The sequence below is a fragment of the Alteromonas gracilis genome (assembly GCF_036870955.2).
Lineage (GTDB): Bacteria > Pseudomonadota > Gammaproteobacteria > Enterobacterales > Alteromonadaceae > Alteromonas > Alteromonas gracilis_A.
The window spans coordinates 1,976,508-1,994,606 of the sequence record NZ_CP145482.2 but is presented as its reverse complement, the minus strand read 5'-3'; the positions used below and the strand labels follow the sequence as shown (position 1 = coordinate 1,994,606).

Sequence of the window (18,099 nt, the reverse complement as noted above, 5' to 3'; positions counted from 1 at the left end):
TATTGAAATTAAATAAACATCAAGTTACTGACTAGTAAACAATTAATTCAACAAGGAAGTATTATGAAAAGTCATACAAAAGTCGCCCTGTCTATTGTCGCATTCGCTACTGTTATTGCCCTTCAATCTTACGTGCTGTATCAACAAAACAAGGCTAATCTAGCAGTCCAGCTGAAAAGGGATGCGTTACAAATTCAGTTAAACAAAGCCAGCGAAACAAACAGCGCATTGCTGCTAAAAGTTGAAGAACTCGAAAGTCGTTTGGAAATGAAGCCTCGCCAATTGTTATCGAAAAACTGATAATAAGTTCTCCTAGATTACGGTCTGCAAGGATTACTCTATGACAAGGAATACACCGCTCATTATCGGTGGGTATTTAAGTTTCGTCGCCGCCCTACTTCATATTAGCTGCATTTTTGGCGGGCCAGAGTGGTATCGCTTTTTTGGTGCTGGCGAGAGAATGGCAACGCTTGCTGCTGTTTAGTGACCCATATCCAACAGTTGCCACATTGGTCATTGCTAAGCATTCTTGTTGGCTGGGGCCTATACGCTTTATCAGGGGCAGGCATTATCCTCAAATTGCCACTACTAAAAACCTGCTTAGTATTAATTACTACGGTATACCTAGTGCGTGGTGTTGCAGGTTTAATTGGCCCGTTTTTTACTGATGACCCTGTAGTACACCAAAACTCAATAACATTTTGGATTATCAGTTCACTCACCTGTTGTGTGTACGGCATGTTTTATTTGTATGGCACCAAAACATTATTCGCCAACAACGCTTAAATTGTCTTTTATGGAAACGAACTTTGAAAAAAATTATATCTAAGGTCTCAACGCTTTTATGTGCACTTACCCTATTCACTGGGTGCGCAACGACTAATAACGATAGCTTGTTTAAAGGCATTGTTGATAACACGATTTCAAATCAGCAAGACAGACAAAAAGCGCAGGAACGCTCAGGACAAGTTCCAGATAACCAAATAAAAGGGCTTGATGTCGTGGTAGGCACAGTAAACGCGGTACTAGATGAAGTATTTGGTAACGGCAGCGAAGACAACTAGCCACGGCATCTGCGAGTAGTTGTTCTTATGGCATGGTTATGTATCGGTACGCCTACTCATATGTGTTTTTATTCTCTTGGGCAATATTCCGTATTGACGCAAACAGTATTGAAATACAGTGAAAAATCGTTGATTATGCTGTTATTGGTATGTACAACAACGAAATGGAAGTCAAATAAAGGTTCTCACAATGAAAACAGGTAAGTGGTACGCCTTACTCGGGCTTTTTACAGTATTGTTTTTAGCAGCATGTGGAGAGAAAAGTGACGAAGGTCTTGGTCGTTACGGTATGCTTGATGAGAGCACGCCCGAGTACACTACTGTCATGTTTTTACGCAGTGTATATGAAGACGACAACCTAGACGCTGCCATTGCTGTTTCTAGTGAGAAAATGTCACGGATCCTCACTCGATACCACTCAAATCGCAATGTGCAACGCCACCTACTAAACCTGCGATACGACTCGGTCATTATTACTCCACAAAGCACCGGCGGTGTGGGGCGTTCGGAATTTTCTGAAAAATCAACTATCACTGTTTTTTTAAGCGGCACCTATGGTGAAGACAAAGTGGAAGACTTGCGCAGCCTCGATTTAATAAAAGAAGACGGCGAGTGGAAGGTTAACAAAATCCACCCTGATACCTACCTTTAAGCCAAAGACTAAAACGTGCCCCCTGCCATACAATTATGGATAATAGTGATAGTGGTATTTTTGCCGCTGGCTGTGGCATATCAGCTTGTTTGGTCTTATTTTTTTAGCCTTCAACCTACTCACTTTTGGCAGCAGCCTGCTGCACATTTCACATTGGTCGGTAAAGCACTGGGCGAAACTATCATGTATGCCTTAATGTGCGGCTATATATGGTGCTACGCGCCATCAACACAGCGCATTTATCGTGTTATTATTGCTATCTTAACTGCGTGTCTTTCGTTGTATTCAGGGTATTACTTATTGGTTCAGCTATCTATTTTCTGATAGTCGAATTGAACTTTATGTTTTTTGTAAGCTCTTAGCTCATATCAAAAATTTCTTGTTTTCCAAAGGATATCGGAGCCCACTGTGAATAAATGGATGTTGTTTGCCGCCCTATCGTTTTCAAGCATTGCATACGGCAATGAAGCACTGTCGGTGGAAACACCCTTGCCTTCTAACCTTCAGCTAGCCTTCCCTAATGAGTCAAACATTCAGCCCGAGGAAAGTTCTTTCGTGGTGGAAAGCGTTGTACCTATGAGCAACGAACTCGGTGAGCGCTGGGCGGTCGTAACGCTTCGAAACTCAGTGTCAGGGCGAAGAACTCTCAACCACAAACACCTAATGGCGTTAGTCGCTGACGGAACCCGCCTGCATCCTGAGCCATTTACTCAAAGTTTTCTTGCCAACGAGTCGTTGTCAATTGTAGTGAACTTTGGCTTACGTAAATTCCCGCTTCTTGATGTGTACTCACGAGAAGAATAGTCGAATCAACTTGAAACCATAAACATAACAATTAAGAACTACATAAGGATTTATTGTGTTGAATAAGTATATTTTTGCCCTAGCTTTGCTACTTCCTATTTTCTCGGTGAGTGCCGCAAAATTTGAAGAAGGGACGCATTATGTTGAAATTGAGGGCGAATTAACGAAAAAGAAACAGGTAACAGAGTTCTTCTCATTTTATTGCCCCGCATGTTTTCGACAAGAGCCTTTCATGAATAATTTGAAGGCGTCTTTACCATCTGACGTCACATTCAAGAAAAACCATGTAGACGGTATGCCAGGTAGAGAGCTAGCTATTGAGCAACTGCTCACAAATGCATTGATCGCAGCCAACTATCTTAAGGTTGGTGACAAAGTGATCCCAGCTATATTTAATACCATTCACGTCGATAAGTCTTCATTCAACAACATTGATGATGTAAAACGCTTGTTTACCAACAATGGTGTAAATGGCGATAAATTTGATAAGGTCTTTTCAAGCTTTGGTGTTAACGCACAAGCCAAAAAGATGCAAAAGAACACGCAGCAACTTCGCGATCAGGGTTTTTCAGCTGTGCCTACGTTGATTGTTAACGGCAAGTATAAGCCAGTAACTAAAAGCTTGAAGTCGGTTGATGAGTACAAAGCGCTTGTGCTTTTCTTACTTGAAAAAGCCTAATCGAATAAAACAATGATCAAAATCTTTCTTTTAAGCTTAACGGCAATATTGTCTTTCTCGGCCCAGGCACAACGTGTTATTGAGTCGTCATTGCCTCAGTCTATTTCTACTACTGCCCGCTATGTATTTTACTCGCACGGCTACATTGTAGAGGGGGACAATGCTACTCCGCAGCACCCGAGATGGGGAGTGTATGACTTTCCGGCAGTTAAGCAGGCATTATCGAGTGAAGATCATGTTCTTATTGCTGCACACCGTAAGAAAGACACACCACCTTTTGAGTACGCAAAAGAACTCGCTAGCCAGGTTAATACGTTAATTGAGAACGGCGTTCCCGCCTCTAATATATACTTGGTTGGATTTTCCCGTGGTGGCTTTATAACCGCAATTACCTCAAGCTTGTTAAAAAACGACGCGCTAAATTTTGTCATTCTTGCGGCCTGCACCAGCGGATTAGCCAAACACCCTGACGTAGTACTGCACGGTCGCGTGCTTTCCATCTATGAAACATCAGACACCGTAGGGTCGTGTGATGAGGTGGTAAGCCGCAGTGGCACCAACGTTGTTTCTTTTAAAGAGCTTACGATTTCTACCGGTAAAGAACACGGCGCGTTTTACCGCCCTATAGAAGTGTGGGTATCACCTAGGTTATGAAATGGATTCAAAACCCTAACTGATAGCGTATAATTGCAAACCAGTTATAGGTTATTGGAATAACAATGAAATTAGCTATAAACATTGTTGATGCATTTACAGATAAGCAGTTCAAAGGAAATTCTGCCGCGGTTATCGTCTTGGATGATTGGTTATCCGATACGCTTATGCAGTCAATTGCAATGGAGAATAATTTATCTGAAACCGCCTTTCTTGTTGCGGCAGACACGGCAGACAACGGCGTTATAGCGTTCAATATACGCTGGTTTTCGCCTGTCACAGAAATTGACTTCTGCGGTCATGCCACACTAGCCTCAGCTCATGTGGTGTTTGCAAAATACACTCAGCACAATAGCATTGAGTTTAGGGCTGATGCTGTAGGTAGCATGCAAGTCGAGAAAAAACACGACGGTTTCATTCAAATGAATTTCCCAAATCGCGCGCCTACAGAACCCGAGTATATTCCCTCAGCTCTGCTTGACGGACTGTCTATCACGCCCCAAAAAGTGCTGCAAAATGGCCAAGCCTATTTTGCTATTTACGACAATGAAGACGACGTCATGATAGTTGAACAAGATGCTAGCGAACTGCGCAAGCTAGCGCCTTACGATGTGGTAGTAACGGCGCCGGGTCAGCATTTTGATTTTGTATCTCGCTACTTTTGGCCTGCAAATGGCACTGACGAAGATCCAGTTACAGGCTCTATACATACAGGGCTTGCGCCATACTGGTCGCAACAACTGGGTAAAAAAGCATTAGAGGCCTATCAAGCGTCAAAACGCGGTGGCGTGCTAAGGTGTGTAGTCGAAAGTGATAGAGTATTAATTTCAGGCCAAACCGTGGGCTATTTAACAGGCGAAATTTCAATAAAGTAGCGTTCATTAGCAAAAAAAGCAGCGTTCACGCTGCTTTTTTTCTTCAATCATCTGCAAAGCCAAAAACTTACAGAAATCACATTCGAACTATTAGCGGCCTACCGCAATCCCCTCTCTTCGGGGGTCAGCGCCACCAATTAGCTTTCCTGACTTAAACTGAATACCGTGTAACCCGCTGTTTAAATCTACCACTTTAACATTATGACCAAGCTCACTTAATGCAGGTGCTAAATTTGCGATAGGCGTACCCTTTTCAAGCGCAGTATAGTCGTTTCTGTTGGTAATTTTCGGCAAGTTAATCGCCTGTTGAATATCCAGACCAAAGTCGACGACACCAATAATTGTTTGCGCAACATAGCTAACAATACGCGAACCACCTGGCGAACCTACGACCAGCTCTAAGCTACCGTCTTTGTCAAATACCATGGTCGGACTCATCGCACTGCGAGGGCGTTTACCAGGCTCTACGCGGTTTGGTACTGGGAATCGGTCTTTAGTTGGCGAAAATGAGAAGTCAGTCAGCTGGTTGTTAAGCAAAAACCCTTCAACCATTATGCCCGATCCAAACATAAACTCGATGCTAGTTGTCATAGAGACCGCATTACCGTCTTTATCGACGATTGACACATGAGAGGTATTTGGCAGCTCCATAGACGTGCCCAACGCCACGTTTGCATCTGCATAAGGATTGCCTGCGCGAGCTCTGCGCCACTTCTTATCAACGCTGATGCCTTCAGCGCGTCGTTCTAAGTAGGCAGTGTTTATCATGGCGGCGAAAGGCAAGTTGGTAAAATCGCTATCTGCTATAAATTTTTCTCTATCAGCGTATGACATAGCACTAGCTTGCGTGTATAGATTAGCAAACTCGACAGAATCAGGCGCATACTGACTTAACTCAAAATCTTCTAACATTTTAAGAATTTGATACACATTTACGCCACCTGAACTTGGCGGAGCCATGCCACAAATACGCTTCTCATGATATAGCCCGCAAACTGGCTCACGCTTTATAGGTTCATAGCTTGCCAAATCTTCTAAAGTCATTTGCCCTGGATTAATTTCTGCACTGTTAACGGCATCAACTATTTTTTGTGCAACCTCACCTTTAAGCAAATAGTCGCTTCCCTTCTCGGCAATGCCGCGAAGGGTTTTAGCAAGCTTACGATTTTTCTTTGTCACGCCCTCTTTCAGTGGATTACCCGCTGGGAAAAAGTAGACAGAGCTTGAAGGAAAGGTTTTAAGGCCAGGGTGATAATCTAGCGCCACCAATTTTGCAAGACGAGGAGATACCTTAAAGCCGTCCTCAGCGGTTTTAATGGTGTCTTCGAATAATGTACTCCAAGGTAATTTACCGAATTCGCTCTGCGCCATCTCTAGTGCTTTTACTGCACCAGGTACACCAACAGATTTGCCGCCAACGACAGCATCAATCCAGCGCATTGGCTTATTACCTTTCATAAACCAATGTGAATTCACTGAAGTAGGTGCGGTTTCTCTTCCATCAAACGTGTGTAGAACCTTATTCTTGTTATCCCAATACAGGATAAACGCGCCGCCACCAATGCCAGACGATTGCGGTTCAACTAAAGACAACATTGCTTGAACAGCAACAGCAGCATCAATGGCACTACCGCCCTTTTCAAGCACGTTTTTACCTAGCCCAAGAAGCATAAGGGTTTGCAGCAACTACCATGTAGTCGTCTGCTTCAAATGCCTTTTTTTCAATATAGCCTGTTGCGGCTTCGGGTTCCCCTACCTCGCGGGTTTGTTTTGCATTTACACCAAATACAAAACTTGCAGATAATGCTAGCGTAATAACCGAAGTTTTAAGCAATGAACTACATTTCAAAATAGTATTTCCTCTTATTTAAATTTCTCGGGGTTGATGGGACGTTTGTTGAGAAACGCATCAAATGCTTCTTGCGCTGCAGGCGTCCCTAATGCTTCTAAGAAGATATCAAATTCTTCGTTCATTTGTAATGTTATGCGCTCGTCGTCGCCTTTTAAAAGCGCTTTTGTTTGCATAAGCGAAAATGTCGGCTTTTCTACAAGCTTTTTAATGGTCGAGGCAACCGTATTATCAATCTCTTGTTGCTCTACAACTTTCGTTAGTAACCCAAACTGATAGGCGTCCTGCGCGCTGAAAGGTTCACCCAGCATAAGCCATTCGGCTGCTTTGATATGCCCTGATATCTTTGGCAGCAAATAGCTTGAAGCATATTCAGGCACCAACCCCAAATTAATAAATGGCAAAACAAACTTCGTGTCTGGGGTAGCATAAACAAAGTCGCAATGCAGAAGTAGCGTAGTACCAATGCCAACCGCAACGCCATGCACTTGTGCGATGACAGGTACTTTACATTCAGCCAAAGCACGCATAAATGCCGCAGTTTCTGGCACGTGGGCGTTGTCTTTTTGTTCGGCGAAATCGCTAATATCATTACCTGCGGTAAAACAGTCACCCGCGCCTTTTAAAACAATGACTTTTGTGGCCGTGTCGTCTTTAACCGCAAATATCGCATCTGCCATAGCTTGGTACATATCTCGCGTCAGTGCGTTTTTCTTATCTACACGATCTATCATAATGGTTAAACATTGATTTTTGACTTCGCTGGTAACGTAAGACATAAGCGTTCCTTTACTCTCGATATTTCATACAATTAACGTAGTTCGGTTTTCACCGCAGGGGCAATTTCTGTATCATAGCCGCCTTGGCTTGTATTAAAAAATAACTAACACTAATGATGTCACTGCCGTTTTCGTTTAAGTATAGCGCTGGTCCTTTATTTGTCGCCGCTTGCGCTATCATTGCCTTCTTTTTCGAACCCGCTTCGGGCAATTACTTAGCGTATGATCGCTATGCTATTCAAGGACTCGAAACTTGGAGAATTGTGACGGGTAACATCGTCCACACCAATGGTTACCATTTGTTATTGAACATTGCGGGGCTGATTTTGCTATGGGCACTGCATGGCGAGCACTACCGTGTGGGACTCTTCCTTAAAGTATTTGTATGGTGCTGCATAGGTACCAGTGCAGGGCTTTATTTTTTTGCACCAGACCTTATTTGGTATGCGGGGCTGTCAGGGGCACTACACGGAGTTTTTGCATGGGGTGCATGTATGGACATTAAAGAAAAACTCCATTCAGGTTGGCTGCTGCTACTAGGGCTTACCATTAAAGTAGGTTATGAACAGATGGATGGAAGCAGTGAGCAAGTTGCCGCTTTGATTAACGCCAAAGTTGCAGTAGATGCACACCTATTTGGTGCGTGCAGTGGCATCATTATTTTTCTATTGATGCTGTTGACCGCAAAGCGCAATTAGGCTTCGCAGTGGTCAGGCGATACGCCACCCTTTAACATAGTATTTTGAGACATTGCATTTGTCGCAACACTTACTCTATTTCTGCCACCTGCTTTGGCTTTGTATAATGCACTGTCAGCACGATTAAGCGTTTGCTGGAAGTTTTCTTCTGTGCTGGCACGAAGCGCCACACCTAAGCACTGACGGTAAACACTATGCTGCCAAAGGGCGTGCTAACTTTATGAGTTTCAACCGCCCTTCTAATGCGCTCTGCAATGTCGCTAAGTTCTTCGGTATTTGTATTACTCACTAATACCGCAAACTCTTCACCACCAATTCGAAAGCCATAATCATGTATGCGCAACAAGTCGGAAATTTGGGCAGTTACTGCCTTGATAGCGGTGTCACCAGCCGCGTGGCCAAAACGATCGTTAATAGATTTGAAATGGTCGATGTCTAAAAGAATAAAACCACTGTAGGTATTACCGCGCAAATCTCGTCTGAACACGCGAGAGGCAATTGTTTCAAGGCCTTCTCGGTTGTACCAGCCTGTTAAATAATCAGTAATAGATGCTCTACGAAGCATCAACTCTTTTCGCCACGTGACGATAATGGAAAAGCATATTGTGAGTAAAAAGATAAAGCCAATAACAAGAAGGTGACCAAAGGTTTGGGTAAACTGATTACCTAGCAGTGTCAATTCGGCATTTTGAGAGAGCAATAGCCCACCACGCACAACTAGCTGCAATACAAAGAATGACAGAAGCAGGACAAGCGGCCAGTAACCTCTACTCTGCTCGCCCCCCATGCGTTTTAGTAAAAGCACCAAGGCAGCCCCGTCTAACGCCGCGATAATGGGGTAAAACACTAATATGCGTGTGGTAACAGACTCACTAACCTCGGGGATAGCATGTGCCAACACTGTAAGTACTGCGACTACAAGCACTACACGCCACATTGACTGTTTGTTTACTAACACGCTAACGCCGCTTAACAGTGCGGCATGCCCGCCCATATAAAACGCATTACCCAAAGCCGGAAAAATAGGAGAACTAAGTTGAAGCCAGTTTGCGGCTATGGCTAGTAGATTGGAGAAGAGAAAAAATACACCAACAAATATCCAGTCCCTTAGATAATTTTCGCCAGTATTAACTTTGTACATCGCTCCAGTAGACATGATCATCAACGAGCATGTGAGTGCTGTACAGATAAGTAGTGTAGGAAGATCCATCTCCGCTATCCTTTATAGTTTTGCTGCTAATTTTTAGATAACACAAGCCCTAAAGACCTGTTTACATAAAACTGTTTAATTAATATATCACCATTACTTATTCTATATACCAATCTTCTACAAAAAAGCCCAGATAAACATGCCTGGGCTTACGTTTGTTTAATTTTTTAATGTTCGGCTAGTTTTCTAACCTTCACTCATAGGTTTTCTTCAAACAATTTATAAATACGACGATACTCGTCTAACCACGAACTTGGCTGTACGAACCCATGAGGCTCTACAGGGTAAATCGCCGTTTCAAAGTCTTCTTTTTCTAGCTCAATTAGACGCTGAACAAGACGAACAGTATCGTGGAAGAAAACATTGTCATCTACCATAGGTGCGTTAATAAGGAGCGGTTTTTCAAGCCCTTCTGCAAAGTAAATCGGTGAACTGCGCTCGTAGGCAATGGGGTCGATACTAGGCGTGTTCAGAATATTGGCCGTATAAGGCGTATTGTAATGAGCCCAGTCAGTAACAGGTCGAAGCGCAGCGCCTGCTGCAAATAGATCTGGCGCTGTAAACATTGACATAAATGTCAAAAAGCCGCCGTACGAGCCGCCATAAGTGCCAATGCGAGTGCGATCGACATTAGCGTTTTCTACCAACCAGTTTACGCCATCACGCAAATCTTGAACTTCTGGTGTGCCCATTTGGCGATAAATTGCCGTTCGCCAATCGCGACCATAACCAGCACTTGCACGATAGTCCATATCAAGGACAACGTAACCTTGTTGCACTAGCATACTGTGGAACATGTACTCTCTAAAATAGCCTGACCACCCCTGATGCGCATTTTGTAAATATCCCGCGCCATGGTTGAACACAACGGCTTTGTTTGACGCTGTGCTGTCGTAATTTTCGGGTAAATACACACGGGCGTAAATAGGCGCATCTGTGTGTGAAGACGGAATAGCTACGATGTTTGGCACAGCCCACGGCAGTGCATTAAACGTATCACTCGTACTGTTAGTTATCTGCGTAGCAGCCACAGATGCTTGCGCTGGCTTTACATAAAGTTCAGCGGGTTTGTTAACTTTGCTGTGGCTAAGCACAAGCTGTTCACCGTCATGACTTAACGCATAATCCGTCATACCATTGAGGTCGGTCATCGCTTCAATGTTCATGTTTGACAAATCAGCGCGATAAATTTCATAAAGCCCTGGATGCTCAATGTTGGCTTTGAAATAAAGGAAGTTGTCATCAGGTGACAGCGTTAAGTCGTCTACAATGTATTGACCACTTGTTACTGCAACAGGCTTCTCGCCCGGTTTTTGAAGATAAACATGCGCATAACCACTGTGTTCTGATTGGAAGTATAAGGTTTCGCTAGTGTTCAACCAATCAAACGCATTGAATCGGTAGTTAACCCATGCGTCGTCATGCAGACGATGCTGATTCTCAAGCACTTTCTTGTCCAAATCGACGGTTGCTATCCAACGGTCCTTGTTGTCCCAAGCTTCTAGCATCACGGCTACTGCTTCACCGTTTTTGTGCCAACGAATAGATGGCTTTGTCCAATACCAGCTTTGCAACAGAGTAATCGGTCTTGGCAAACGGTTAACCTCATAGTTTTCACCTTTTGCTTTCGCGTTCTCTGTTTTGACACTGGCAAGTACATCATCATTGTAGCCAGGTAAGCTGAAATAGTTCAGCTCGCTTTTTTCGCCTGTTTTCAAGTTGAGCAACCACAACTCGTGATTTACTGGGTCTGCATCAGCCACACGCTGCCTTACTGGCTTAGCTGCAATGCGACTATCTTCTTGAATGTAATGCGGCATAATGTCGCTATCATCGCGACTAGGTTTACTTTCTGTTGTTGCCACTACCGCATAATTACCCGCAGGAGACACACTTATTCCAGCAAGTCGATGAGACTTATTAAAGTAAAATGGCTCTGGTGCAACACTGGCGCTGTTTGACGCTAATGCTTTATGCGCGTTTTCTCGGTCTTGGCGATTTTTTCGCTCAAGTGCAATGTATTCGATAAGTGTATGTTGCTCTTGCGCAATATAGTCTTCAGCAGGCTCAACGGCTTTGGGCTTATCAGCAAACTCCCAACGTAACAATTCTTCGCGTGTACCGTCTTCAAGATTAATGGCTACGAAGCGACTGCCACTGAGCGCCATTAAGCGTCCGTCAGTCATGAACGTAAGATTTGATAACGGGTTGCCACCACGCGTTAGCTGCACCGTTTTGCCGTTAGTGAACTGAATGAAAACACTATCTTCAAAGGCATAGGCTACGACACCGTCGTTTCGCACTACACGCTCGTCAAAGCGATACTTATGTAAGTCTGCAAGCGGTGCTTTAACTGCATTTTGAGGGCTGTTTATATCTGCAATGTAAACTTCTGTCAGCGCACTATCGGGCAGTTCTTTTTCAAAAACGATTTTGGAATCGTCAACAGACCAGCCCATGTCTGTTGGAAGCGCACCAATCCACTGCGGATCGGCCATGATTTGCTTCAGTGTGATTTCGCCGTCTTGTGCAGCTGTTGGCATTACAACATCAGGCTGTACTTGCTGCGCTGGCACAGCGGCGTTTGACGCACTAGCGGTTGAAGATGATTCATTGGCGGTACTAACACAGCCAGCTAACGCGAACGTGACACTGGCCGCGATAAGTAAAGAAGAATATTTTTTCATTATTTTAAGTCGTTATAGATAAAAGCCTTCCACATTATACGCAGAGCCAGCGTAAAATAGTCAACGTTCATCGTTAGTGTTTGTGAACCAAACGTAAACTAAATCCGTTTAGCTATTGAAAATAACAATACCGCTTAATGTCAATGCGAGTTTTCTCTCATATGCATTGATGTACAGGTAGCTTAATCAAAACAATATCAATCAGAGGCGAAAATAATGAAAGTAAAAGGAATGGCTGCGGCGTTATTCACGGCATTAGCATTAACAAGCACACCGTTGCTCGCGAACGAGTGCCCTAGCGTATTAAAATTTATGAAACGCAAGCTCAACTCTCAAGAAACGGTTAATCTTTGCGACGAATATGCAGGTAAAACACTGCTTGTTGTCAATACAGCTAGCTATTGTGGGTATACACCACAATTTGAGGGTCTAGAAGCGCTATACAGTGACTACAAAGACAAAAACTTTGCTGTGCTTGGTTTCCCTTCGCACGACTTTAATCAAGAAGACAATGACGAGGGCAAAACGGCTGAACTATGCGAGCTTACCTACGGCGTAAAATTCCCTATGTTTGAACCGACGTCTGTAAAAGGTGATGACGCAGACCCTATGTTCAGAATGCTAAAAGCCGCCACGGGCAAGTCACCGTCATGGAACTTTAATAAGTACCTTATAGATGCTTCGGGCCAAAAGATAACGCACTACCCAAGTTCAACCAAACCTACTGATGCGGCCTTTATAGCCGATGTAGAAGCGCTACTTAACGAATAATTTAAGCGCGCACATAAAAAAGCCCCGCGACATTCGCGGGGCAACAAGCACACTCAACTTGGAACACACTACTAGCCAAAACAACTTCCTATGTTTTCGCTAATTGCATAAGGTTAGTGTGTTGTTTATTGAGTAAGTTCAATAATTTTTTCACTTGCTGCAGCAAAAGCTTTATTCGCTTGCTCTTCACCCATTGCAAGTCCTTCAGCGTAAACGAATTTTACGTCGCTAATGCCTACAAAACCCAAAAAGTGCTGAAGGTATGGCGTTTGTGTATCAAAATCGGTACTAAGCATAAATGCCACCACGTGCCGCAAAAACCACAGCGCTTTTGTTCTCTAATAGGCCCACTGGACCATTCTCTGTATATTTAAACGTGATACCAGCGCGGGCAACGCGATCGAAATATGCTTTTAAGCTAGATGGAATACCAAAATTGTACATAGGTACTGCCAATACAATTTCGTCAGCTTGTTTAACAGATTCTACGATATCATCTGAACGATTTGCCAGTACGTGCTGCGCCTCAGTGCGCTCAGCAGGATCTGTCATCCATGCTTGCATTTCATCGCTAGATAAGTGAGGAAGCTCCATAGTTGACAAGTCAACACGTTTAATTGTGACGTCACCTTGTGCTTCTAGTGTGGCCAAATACTCATTAGCTAGTTTAGATGAGTTACCTTGGTCGCCATTTAGGCTTGAATGAATTGCTAATACTGTTTTCATGACTGATCTCCTGTAGTGAGTAGGTTTACTTTAGTTCAGTCGCGCTCTAACGAAAATTAGTATAAATGACGCAATACATTCTAATTTATAGAATGTATATGGAATTGGCACCGACCTTACGTCCCAAATCCTTCACATAAATTGGCTTTTATCTGGTTCACTTATTAAACAATATTAATGTAGGTTTTTTTCTAATCCTTTTGGCTAATCGGCTGCGTAATGGTTGTGCAGCAATTGTTAACAAAAAGGAAAATAAGTATGAACCTTAAATTAAAAGCAGCGTTTCTTGTGTTGCCGCTTACACTCACAGGGTGTTGGCTTGATGACGATGACGATCCGGCCCCTACCCCAGCACCAACGCCAGAACCAGAAGCAACGACAATTGTCGATGTTGCTGTCGCTGACGGGAATTTCACTACTTTAGTTGCCGCCCTTGAAGAAGCGGGACTTGTTTCCACGCTTGACGATGAAAATGCAAGCTTTACCGTTTTCGCCCCAACAGACGCCGCGTTTGAACTACTAGGCCAAGACGCAATTGACGCACTTCTTGCTGACACAGACGCGCTGACAGACGTGCTTACCTATCATGTACTTTCTTCTGAAGTTGATGCAGAAGCTGCTATCGCTGCTGCAGGTACTACGGTAGAAACAGTTAACGGAGCATCAATTGGTTTGTCTCTTTCAGGTGATGATTTATTGGTAAATACATCTACCGTTACCATGACAGACATCGAAACCGATAATGGCATAATACATGTTATCGACGCGGTACTTATGCCGCCAATGACAACCGATGCAAGCGACTCTACTATCGCTGAAGTGGCGGTTGCTGACCCTCAGTTTTCTACTCTTGTTACTGCTCTTGGTGAAGCTAACCTAGTTGACACATTAAGCGACCCTGACGGCTCTTTCACAGTATTTGCACCAACAAATGATGCCTTCGCAATGATTGACGAGGCCACGTTAAATGCACTACTTGCAGATACTGACGCGCTAAGCGCAGTATTGCTACAGCACGTTGTTGCTGATGCGCAGGTTGACTCAGTGACCGCATTTTCTTTAAACGGCACTGACGTTACTACCGCGTCAGGTGCGATGATTCCAATCTCCATTAACGATGAAACTGATACGCTTACTGTTGGCGGCGCTACGGTAACCATGGCCAACATACAAACAAGTAACGGTATTATCCATGTTATTGATACTGTCATCGTCGGCGATGTTGAACTACCGTCACCACCAATGACCATTGTTGATGTTGCTGCAGGAAATGAAAACTTTTCTACGCTTGTAAGCCTTGTTCAGTCAGCGGGCCTTGATACTGTGCTTGCAGACACCAGTGCCGAGTTCACTGTATTTGCTCCTACTAACGATGCATTTGCAGCGGTAGACCCAGCAACCATTACGGCACTGCAAAACGATGCAGATTTGCTGACAAGCGTACTTACCTACCACGTGGTGCCGGGCACAGTTTTACAAGATGGCGCAGTAACGGTTGCCCAATCTGACGACAAGCTTGTTGAAACGGTGAACGGCGGGGATGTCGCACTTTCACTATCGGGTTCAGACCTTTATGTGAACACATCGCTGGTTTCACAAGCCGATATTATGGCTGACAACGGTGTTATCCACGTAGTTGACCAGGTAATTATTCCGCCAATGCCAGTTGATGCCTCTTCACAAACAATTGCTGAGGTTGCCGCGGGCGATGAAAACTTCTCTACTTTAGTAACTGCGCTTACTACAGCGGACCTAGTTGCAACACTTGATGACGAAAGTGCTACGTTCACAGTGTTTGCACCTACTAATGCAGCTTTTGACAAAATTGAAGATAGCGCGCTATCTGGCTTACTTGCTGATACTGACGCATTAAGTCAAGTACTACTCCAACATGTGGTTGGTGGTGCTGCAATCGATTCTGTGTCTGCATATGCAGCTAATGGCACAAGCGTAAACACAGCAGCGAGTGATGACGTTGCAATTAGTATTGTGAATTTCACGCAAGGCGAAGACTCTGCATCAACTGAAGTGACCTTCGATAGCGCTAATGGTCGTCTTGTAGGTGGTATGGCAAGCGCGAACCCTGGCTTTACGCTATACACTTTTGACGGTGATCTTGGCAACGCGATGAGCCAATGCAACGATACCTGTGCGACTAATTGGCCGCGGTAATGGTGAGTGATGGCATGGCATCAGGCGTACCTGGCCTAGGCATGGTTGAACGTGCTGACGGTAGCATGCAGGCTACATTCCAAGGCCGTCCATTGTACTTCTATGTATCTGACGCGGCAGCAGGAGATGCTGTTGGTGATGGCGTAGGTGATGTTTGGTATGACGTTAGCTTGCCACAAACTGCACTTATGGTTCAGGGTGCTATTGTGACAACTACCGACATCAATACATCTAATGGCGTTATCCATGTAATTGATAGCGTTATTACCGAGACGCTAGAATAAATTCAGTGTGTCTTTGTGCACTGAAGTGCAAACATTAAAAAAGCCCGCGAATGCGGGCTTTTTCGTTTTTTATCTGTCGTTAAATAGTAGACAGCGCCATTTCAAAATCAGAAATGAGATCGGCTGTGTCTTCAATGCCAACAGAAATACGCAACATGGTATCTGAAATTCCCATTTCTTCTCGTTCTTCTTGCGTGTTTTCAAAATAAATTGTTGGTGCTACAGGCAGTGCAAGGGTGCGGTTATCACCTAGGTGAGTAGCGCAAATCACAAGCTTCATCTCATTTAAGAAAGCGACAGGGTCGGCACTTTCTATTAACGCAAAGCTGAGTATTGCACCGTAGCCTCCGTTGAGGTGCTCTCTTGCCGTAAAATGCTGGGGATGATCGGCAAGGCCAGGATAAAAAACATTAGCGACTTTTGGATGGTTATCTAAAAATATCGCGAGCTGCATGGCATTGTGTTGGCTACGCGACATTCTCAAATCAAGCGTTTCCATGCCCAGTGCTATAGCTGACGCTGATTGAGGTGCAAGTGTCGCACCGAGATCACGAAGACCTTTCTTTTTGATTTGCGTCAGTCCCCACTGAGCAACATCTTCTACGCGGTATGCCGATTTAATGTTTTCGAAAGCCTGCCAATTAAATATGCCAGTATCTACTACTGCTCCGCCCAACACGTTACCGTGACCTGCGATGTATTTTGTTAGTGAACAAAACACCAGCGACGCTTTAACATCTTTCGCGTAAAAGAGCGGCGGGGGCGTCATGGTGTTATCAACCATAAATAATATGCGCTTTTCTTCGCAGAACTGTCCAATTGCACGTAGATCGGCAACTTGTGTCACTGGATTGGCCACCGTCTCGGTGTAAACGCCTTTGGTGTTTGGTTGATATGCTGCTTTTATGTGTTCAATGTCGGTTACGTCAGTAAAGGTAACTTGAACGCCAAAGTCTTTTATTGTCTCAAAAAAGCTGCGGGTATTGCCAAATAGGTATTGGCTAACAATAAGATGGTCGCCCGCTTTTACAAGGGCAAATAGCGCACTGCTAATAGCCGCCATGCCTGTAGCAAAACATAGCGCGCCTACTCCACCTTCAAGGTCGTTGAGCATATTTTGTAAGGCCGCAACTGAAGGCGATGATGAACGAGAGTAAACGTGTGCAGCACGCTTGCCTTGAAACGCATCAATAATGCCCTGTGCATCTTTAAACTCAAACAATACAGAATTTGAGGTACTTGAATGAACACCACCGTGTTCTGGTGCATTTAACATGCGATCAGCATGAACCTGTCGGGTTGTAAATCCCTGTTTTGTCACGTGTTAAGCTCCGAAATAATTAAAGCGACATGAATAACCACGTTTGTCATCACGCTTTTCTGGGCGTGTGCGCTTTGGCTATTTCTGCGTTATGCAATTTTTTGGATATTTTGCGCAAACAGTATCATAAAACCCGTAAATAGTTTGCATTTGTTCATCTATGTTAGTCACTTTATGAATAATTGGGCCAAGGACGATAGCTTTTTTGGCATAGTCTATCCCAACCATTTGTATGGGTATCTCGGCTTGTTTTGCAATATGCATGAAGCCGGTTTTCCATGGAAATATCTTGCTGCGCGTGCCTTCAGGCGCTAAAGCCAGAATAAGATCGTCTGCGTCTTTTATTTGCGAAGCAATAGTACCAACCACGCCATGCGCTTTACTGCGCTCAATAGGGATACCTCCTAAACGCCTTACTAAGGCGCCTAAAGGCGGGGTAAATATGGTGTGTTTTCCAAAGAAGTTTAGATTGAGTCTGAATGAAAAAATAACGAATAGCCCAATAAAAAAGTCCCAATTTGAGGTGTGCGGTGCCACTGCCAGTATGGATTTACGTTCGTTGATAAACTCTCCTTCAACGCACCACCCGCGAGTTGTGAGCAGCCAACAAGCAAAACGAGATAGCCAGTTGGGCCATTTTCGTGGAACCAAACTTGGAATATCAACATCTCGTAGCGCGCGACGCACCGCCTTACTATTCGCTGTAGATTCAGATTTGGTTTGTGAAGGAGTATTCATTATTATTCTCTTACTGCTACCTTTTAGGCAGGCCAAGTAGCCGAACATGACACGTTTACGACACAAAGCATTACAAAAAAGATAAAGACGATATAGCTGTTAATGATGATAATCGATGTAAATTCAATGTAAACAT

General features: G+C 44.1%; 18 protein-coding genes and 3 pseudogenes. 13 read left to right on the top strand and 8 right to left on the bottom strand.

Annotated features, from left to right (window positions below; all coding sequences use genetic code 11):
• Positions 1-63 precede the first annotated feature (63 nt).
• From V6N89_RS09690 to V6N89_RS09650, 9 genes and pseudogenes are all read left to right on the top strand, one after another.
• Entirely contained in the window at positions 64-300 is a 237-nt protein-coding gene (locus V6N89_RS09690) for a hypothetical protein (RefSeq protein ID WP_338517362.1), read from the top strand.
• A 40-nt stretch (positions 301-340) separates the two neighbouring features.
• Positions 341-786 (top strand): annotated as a pseudogene (locus tag V6N89_RS21740) (hypothetical protein).
• Between the two features lie 23 nt (positions 787-809).
• Positions 810-1,064 (top strand): hypothetical protein, encoded by a 255-nt coding sequence (locus V6N89_RS09680; protein WP_338517360.1) that lies wholly within the window; start codon positions 810-812, stop codon positions 1,062-1,064.
• 190 nt (positions 1,065-1,254) lie between these two features.
• Positions 1,255-1,716 (top strand): hypothetical protein, encoded by a 462-nt coding sequence (locus V6N89_RS09675; RefSeq protein ID WP_346993702.1) that lies wholly within the window; start codon positions 1,255-1,257, stop codon positions 1,714-1,716.
• Between the two features lie 45 nt (positions 1,717-1,761).
• Complete coding sequence (locus tag V6N89_RS09670) at positions 1,762-2,040, top strand: hypothetical protein (protein WP_338517357.1); 279 nt, start codon at positions 1,762-1,764, stop codon at positions 2,038-2,040.
• Between the two features lie 84 nt (positions 2,041-2,124).
• Positions 2,125-2,520 carry a hypothetical protein gene (locus tag V6N89_RS09665; RefSeq protein ID WP_338517356.1) on the top strand — a complete coding sequence of 132 codons (396 nt, stop codon included), beginning with the start codon at positions 2,125-2,127 and terminating at the stop codon, positions 2,518-2,520.
• Between the two features lie 55 nt (positions 2,521-2,575).
• Positions 2,576-3,199, top strand: a complete 624-nt coding sequence (locus V6N89_RS09660) for a thiol:disulfide interchange protein DsbA/DsbL (RefSeq protein WP_338517355.1) — start codon at positions 2,576-2,578, stop codon at positions 3,197-3,199.
• Between the two features lie 12 nt (positions 3,200-3,211).
• On the top strand, positions 3,212-3,853 hold the full coding sequence (locus V6N89_RS09655; protein ID WP_346993701.1) for an alpha/beta hydrolase: 642 nt from the start codon (positions 3,212-3,214) through the stop codon (positions 3,851-3,853).
• 65 nt (positions 3,854-3,918) lie between these two features.
• Positions 3,919-4,728, top strand: a complete 810-nt coding sequence (locus tag V6N89_RS09650; RefSeq protein ID WP_338517353.1) for a PhzF family phenazine biosynthesis protein — start codon at positions 3,919-3,921, stop codon at positions 4,726-4,728.
• Positions 4,729-4,818: 90 nt separating this feature from the next.
• On the opposite strand, the pseudogene ggt reads toward V6N89_RS09650, so the two are convergent.
• Positions 4,819-6,562: pseudogene (ggt, locus tag V6N89_RS09645) on the bottom strand (gamma-glutamyltransferase).
• A gap of 29 nt (positions 6,563-6,591) precedes the next feature.
• Positions 6,592-7,356, bottom strand: a complete 765-nt coding sequence (locus tag V6N89_RS09640) for an enoyl-CoA hydratase (RefSeq protein ID WP_338517352.1) — start codon at positions 7,354-7,356, stop codon at positions 6,592-6,594.
• Between the two features lie 113 nt (positions 7,357-7,469).
• Between V6N89_RS09640 and rrtA the strand changes: the two genes are divergently transcribed.
• A complete protein-coding gene (rrtA, locus tag V6N89_RS09635) occupies positions 7,470-8,054 on the top strand; it encodes a rhombosortase (RefSeq protein WP_338517351.1) in 585 nt (194 codons plus the stop codon).
• On the opposite strand, the gene V6N89_RS09630 is transcribed toward rrtA, so the two are convergent.
• The 3 genes from V6N89_RS09630 to V6N89_RS09620 form a co-directional block, all read right to left on the bottom strand.
• Positions 8,051-8,224 (bottom strand): hypothetical protein, encoded by a 174-nt coding sequence (locus V6N89_RS09630; RefSeq protein WP_338517350.1) that lies wholly within the window; start codon positions 8,222-8,224, stop codon positions 8,051-8,053. The genes rrtA and V6N89_RS09630 overlap by 4 nt on opposite strands.
• 2 nt (positions 8,225-8,226) lie before the next feature.
• Positions 8,227-9,264, bottom strand: coding sequence for a GGDEF domain-containing protein (locus V6N89_RS09625; protein WP_338517349.1), 1,038 nt, complete (start codon positions 9,262-9,264; stop codon positions 8,227-8,229).
• Between the two features lie 197 nt (positions 9,265-9,461).
• A complete protein-coding gene (locus tag V6N89_RS09620) occupies positions 9,462-11,951 on the bottom strand; it encodes a S9 family peptidase (RefSeq protein WP_338517348.1) in 2,490 nt (829 codons plus the stop codon).
• Between the two features lie 216 nt (positions 11,952-12,167).
• On the opposite strand from V6N89_RS09620, the gene V6N89_RS09615 reads away from it, so the two are divergent.
• Positions 12,168-12,722, top strand: a complete 555-nt coding sequence (locus tag V6N89_RS09615; protein WP_431189776.1) for a glutathione peroxidase — start codon at positions 12,168-12,170, stop codon at positions 12,720-12,722.
• Positions 12,723-12,847: 125 nt separating this feature from the next.
• Here the strand turns inward: V6N89_RS09615 and V6N89_RS09610 are convergent.
• Positions 12,848-13,448 (bottom strand): annotated as a pseudogene (locus tag V6N89_RS09610) (FMN-dependent NADH-azoreductase).
• Between the two features lie 258 nt (positions 13,449-13,706).
• On the opposite strand from V6N89_RS09610, the gene V6N89_RS09605 reads away from it, so the two are divergent.
• Both V6N89_RS09605 and V6N89_RS09600 read left to right on the top strand, forming a co-directional pair.
• Positions 13,707-15,620, top strand: a complete 1,914-nt coding sequence (locus V6N89_RS09605) for a fasciclin domain-containing protein (RefSeq protein ID WP_346993700.1) — start codon at positions 13,707-13,709, stop codon at positions 15,618-15,620.
• A 14-nt stretch (positions 15,621-15,634) separates the two neighbouring features.
• Positions 15,635-15,904: a fasciclin domain-containing protein gene (locus V6N89_RS09600; protein ID WP_346993699.1), complete on the top strand. Its 270-nt coding sequence runs from the start codon at positions 15,635-15,637 to the stop codon at positions 15,902-15,904.
• Positions 15,905-15,983: 79 nt separating this feature from the next.
• Here the strand turns inward: V6N89_RS09600 and V6N89_RS09595 are convergent, their stop codons facing one another.
• Complete coding sequence (locus tag V6N89_RS09595) at positions 15,984-17,225, bottom strand: cystathionine gamma-synthase family protein (protein ID WP_338517346.1); 1,242 nt, start codon at positions 17,223-17,225, stop codon at positions 15,984-15,986.
• Between the two features lie 78 nt (positions 17,226-17,303).
• The gene (locus V6N89_RS09590) at positions 17,304-17,963 is read right to left on the bottom strand and encodes a 1-acyl-sn-glycerol-3-phosphate acyltransferase (RefSeq protein ID WP_338517345.1); all 660 of its coding nucleotides are present in this window, start codon (positions 17,961-17,963) and stop codon (positions 17,304-17,306) included.
• Between the last annotated feature and the right edge of the window lie 136 nt (positions 17,964-18,099).

Coding starts and splice junctions, on each gene's coding strand:
- V6N89_RS09655 (WP_346993701.1), top strand. CDS start 3,212: ATGATCAAAATCTTTCTTTTAAGCTTAACGGCAATATTGTCTTTCTCG.
- V6N89_RS09620 (WP_338517348.1), bottom strand. CDS start 11,951: ATGAAAAAATATTCTTCTTTACTTATCGCGGCCAGTGTCACGTTCGCG.
- V6N89_RS09690 (WP_338517362.1), top strand. CDS start 64: ATGAAAAGTCATACAAAAGTCGCCCTGTCTATTGTCGCATTCGCTACT.
- V6N89_RS09600 (WP_346993699.1), top strand. CDS start 15,635: ATGGCATCAGGCGTACCTGGCCTAGGCATGGTTGAACGTGCTGACGGT.
- V6N89_RS09590 (WP_338517345.1), bottom strand. CDS start 17,963: ATGAATACTCCTTCACAAACCAAATCTGAATCTACAGCGAATAGTAAG.
- V6N89_RS09625 (WP_338517349.1), bottom strand. CDS start 9,264: ATGGATCTTCCTACACTACTTATCTGTACAGCACTCACATGCTCGTTG.
- rrtA (WP_338517351.1), top strand. CDS start 7,470: ATGATGTCACTGCCGTTTTCGTTTAAGTATAGCGCTGGTCCTTTATTT.
- V6N89_RS09605 (WP_346993700.1), top strand. CDS start 13,707: ATGAACCTTAAATTAAAAGCAGCGTTTCTTGTGTTGCCGCTTACACTC.
- V6N89_RS09640 (WP_338517352.1), bottom strand. CDS start 7,356: ATGTCTTACGTTACCAGCGAAGTCAAAAATCAATGTTTAACCATTATG.
- V6N89_RS09615 (WP_431189776.1), top strand. CDS start 12,168: ATGAAAGTAAAAGGAATGGCTGCGGCGTTATTCACGGCATTAGCATTA.
- V6N89_RS09650 (WP_338517353.1), top strand. CDS start 3,919: ATGAAATTAGCTATAAACATTGTTGATGCATTTACAGATAAGCAGTTC.
- V6N89_RS09675 (WP_346993702.1), top strand. CDS start 1,255: ATGAAAACAGGTAAGTGGTACGCCTTACTCGGGCTTTTTACAGTATTG.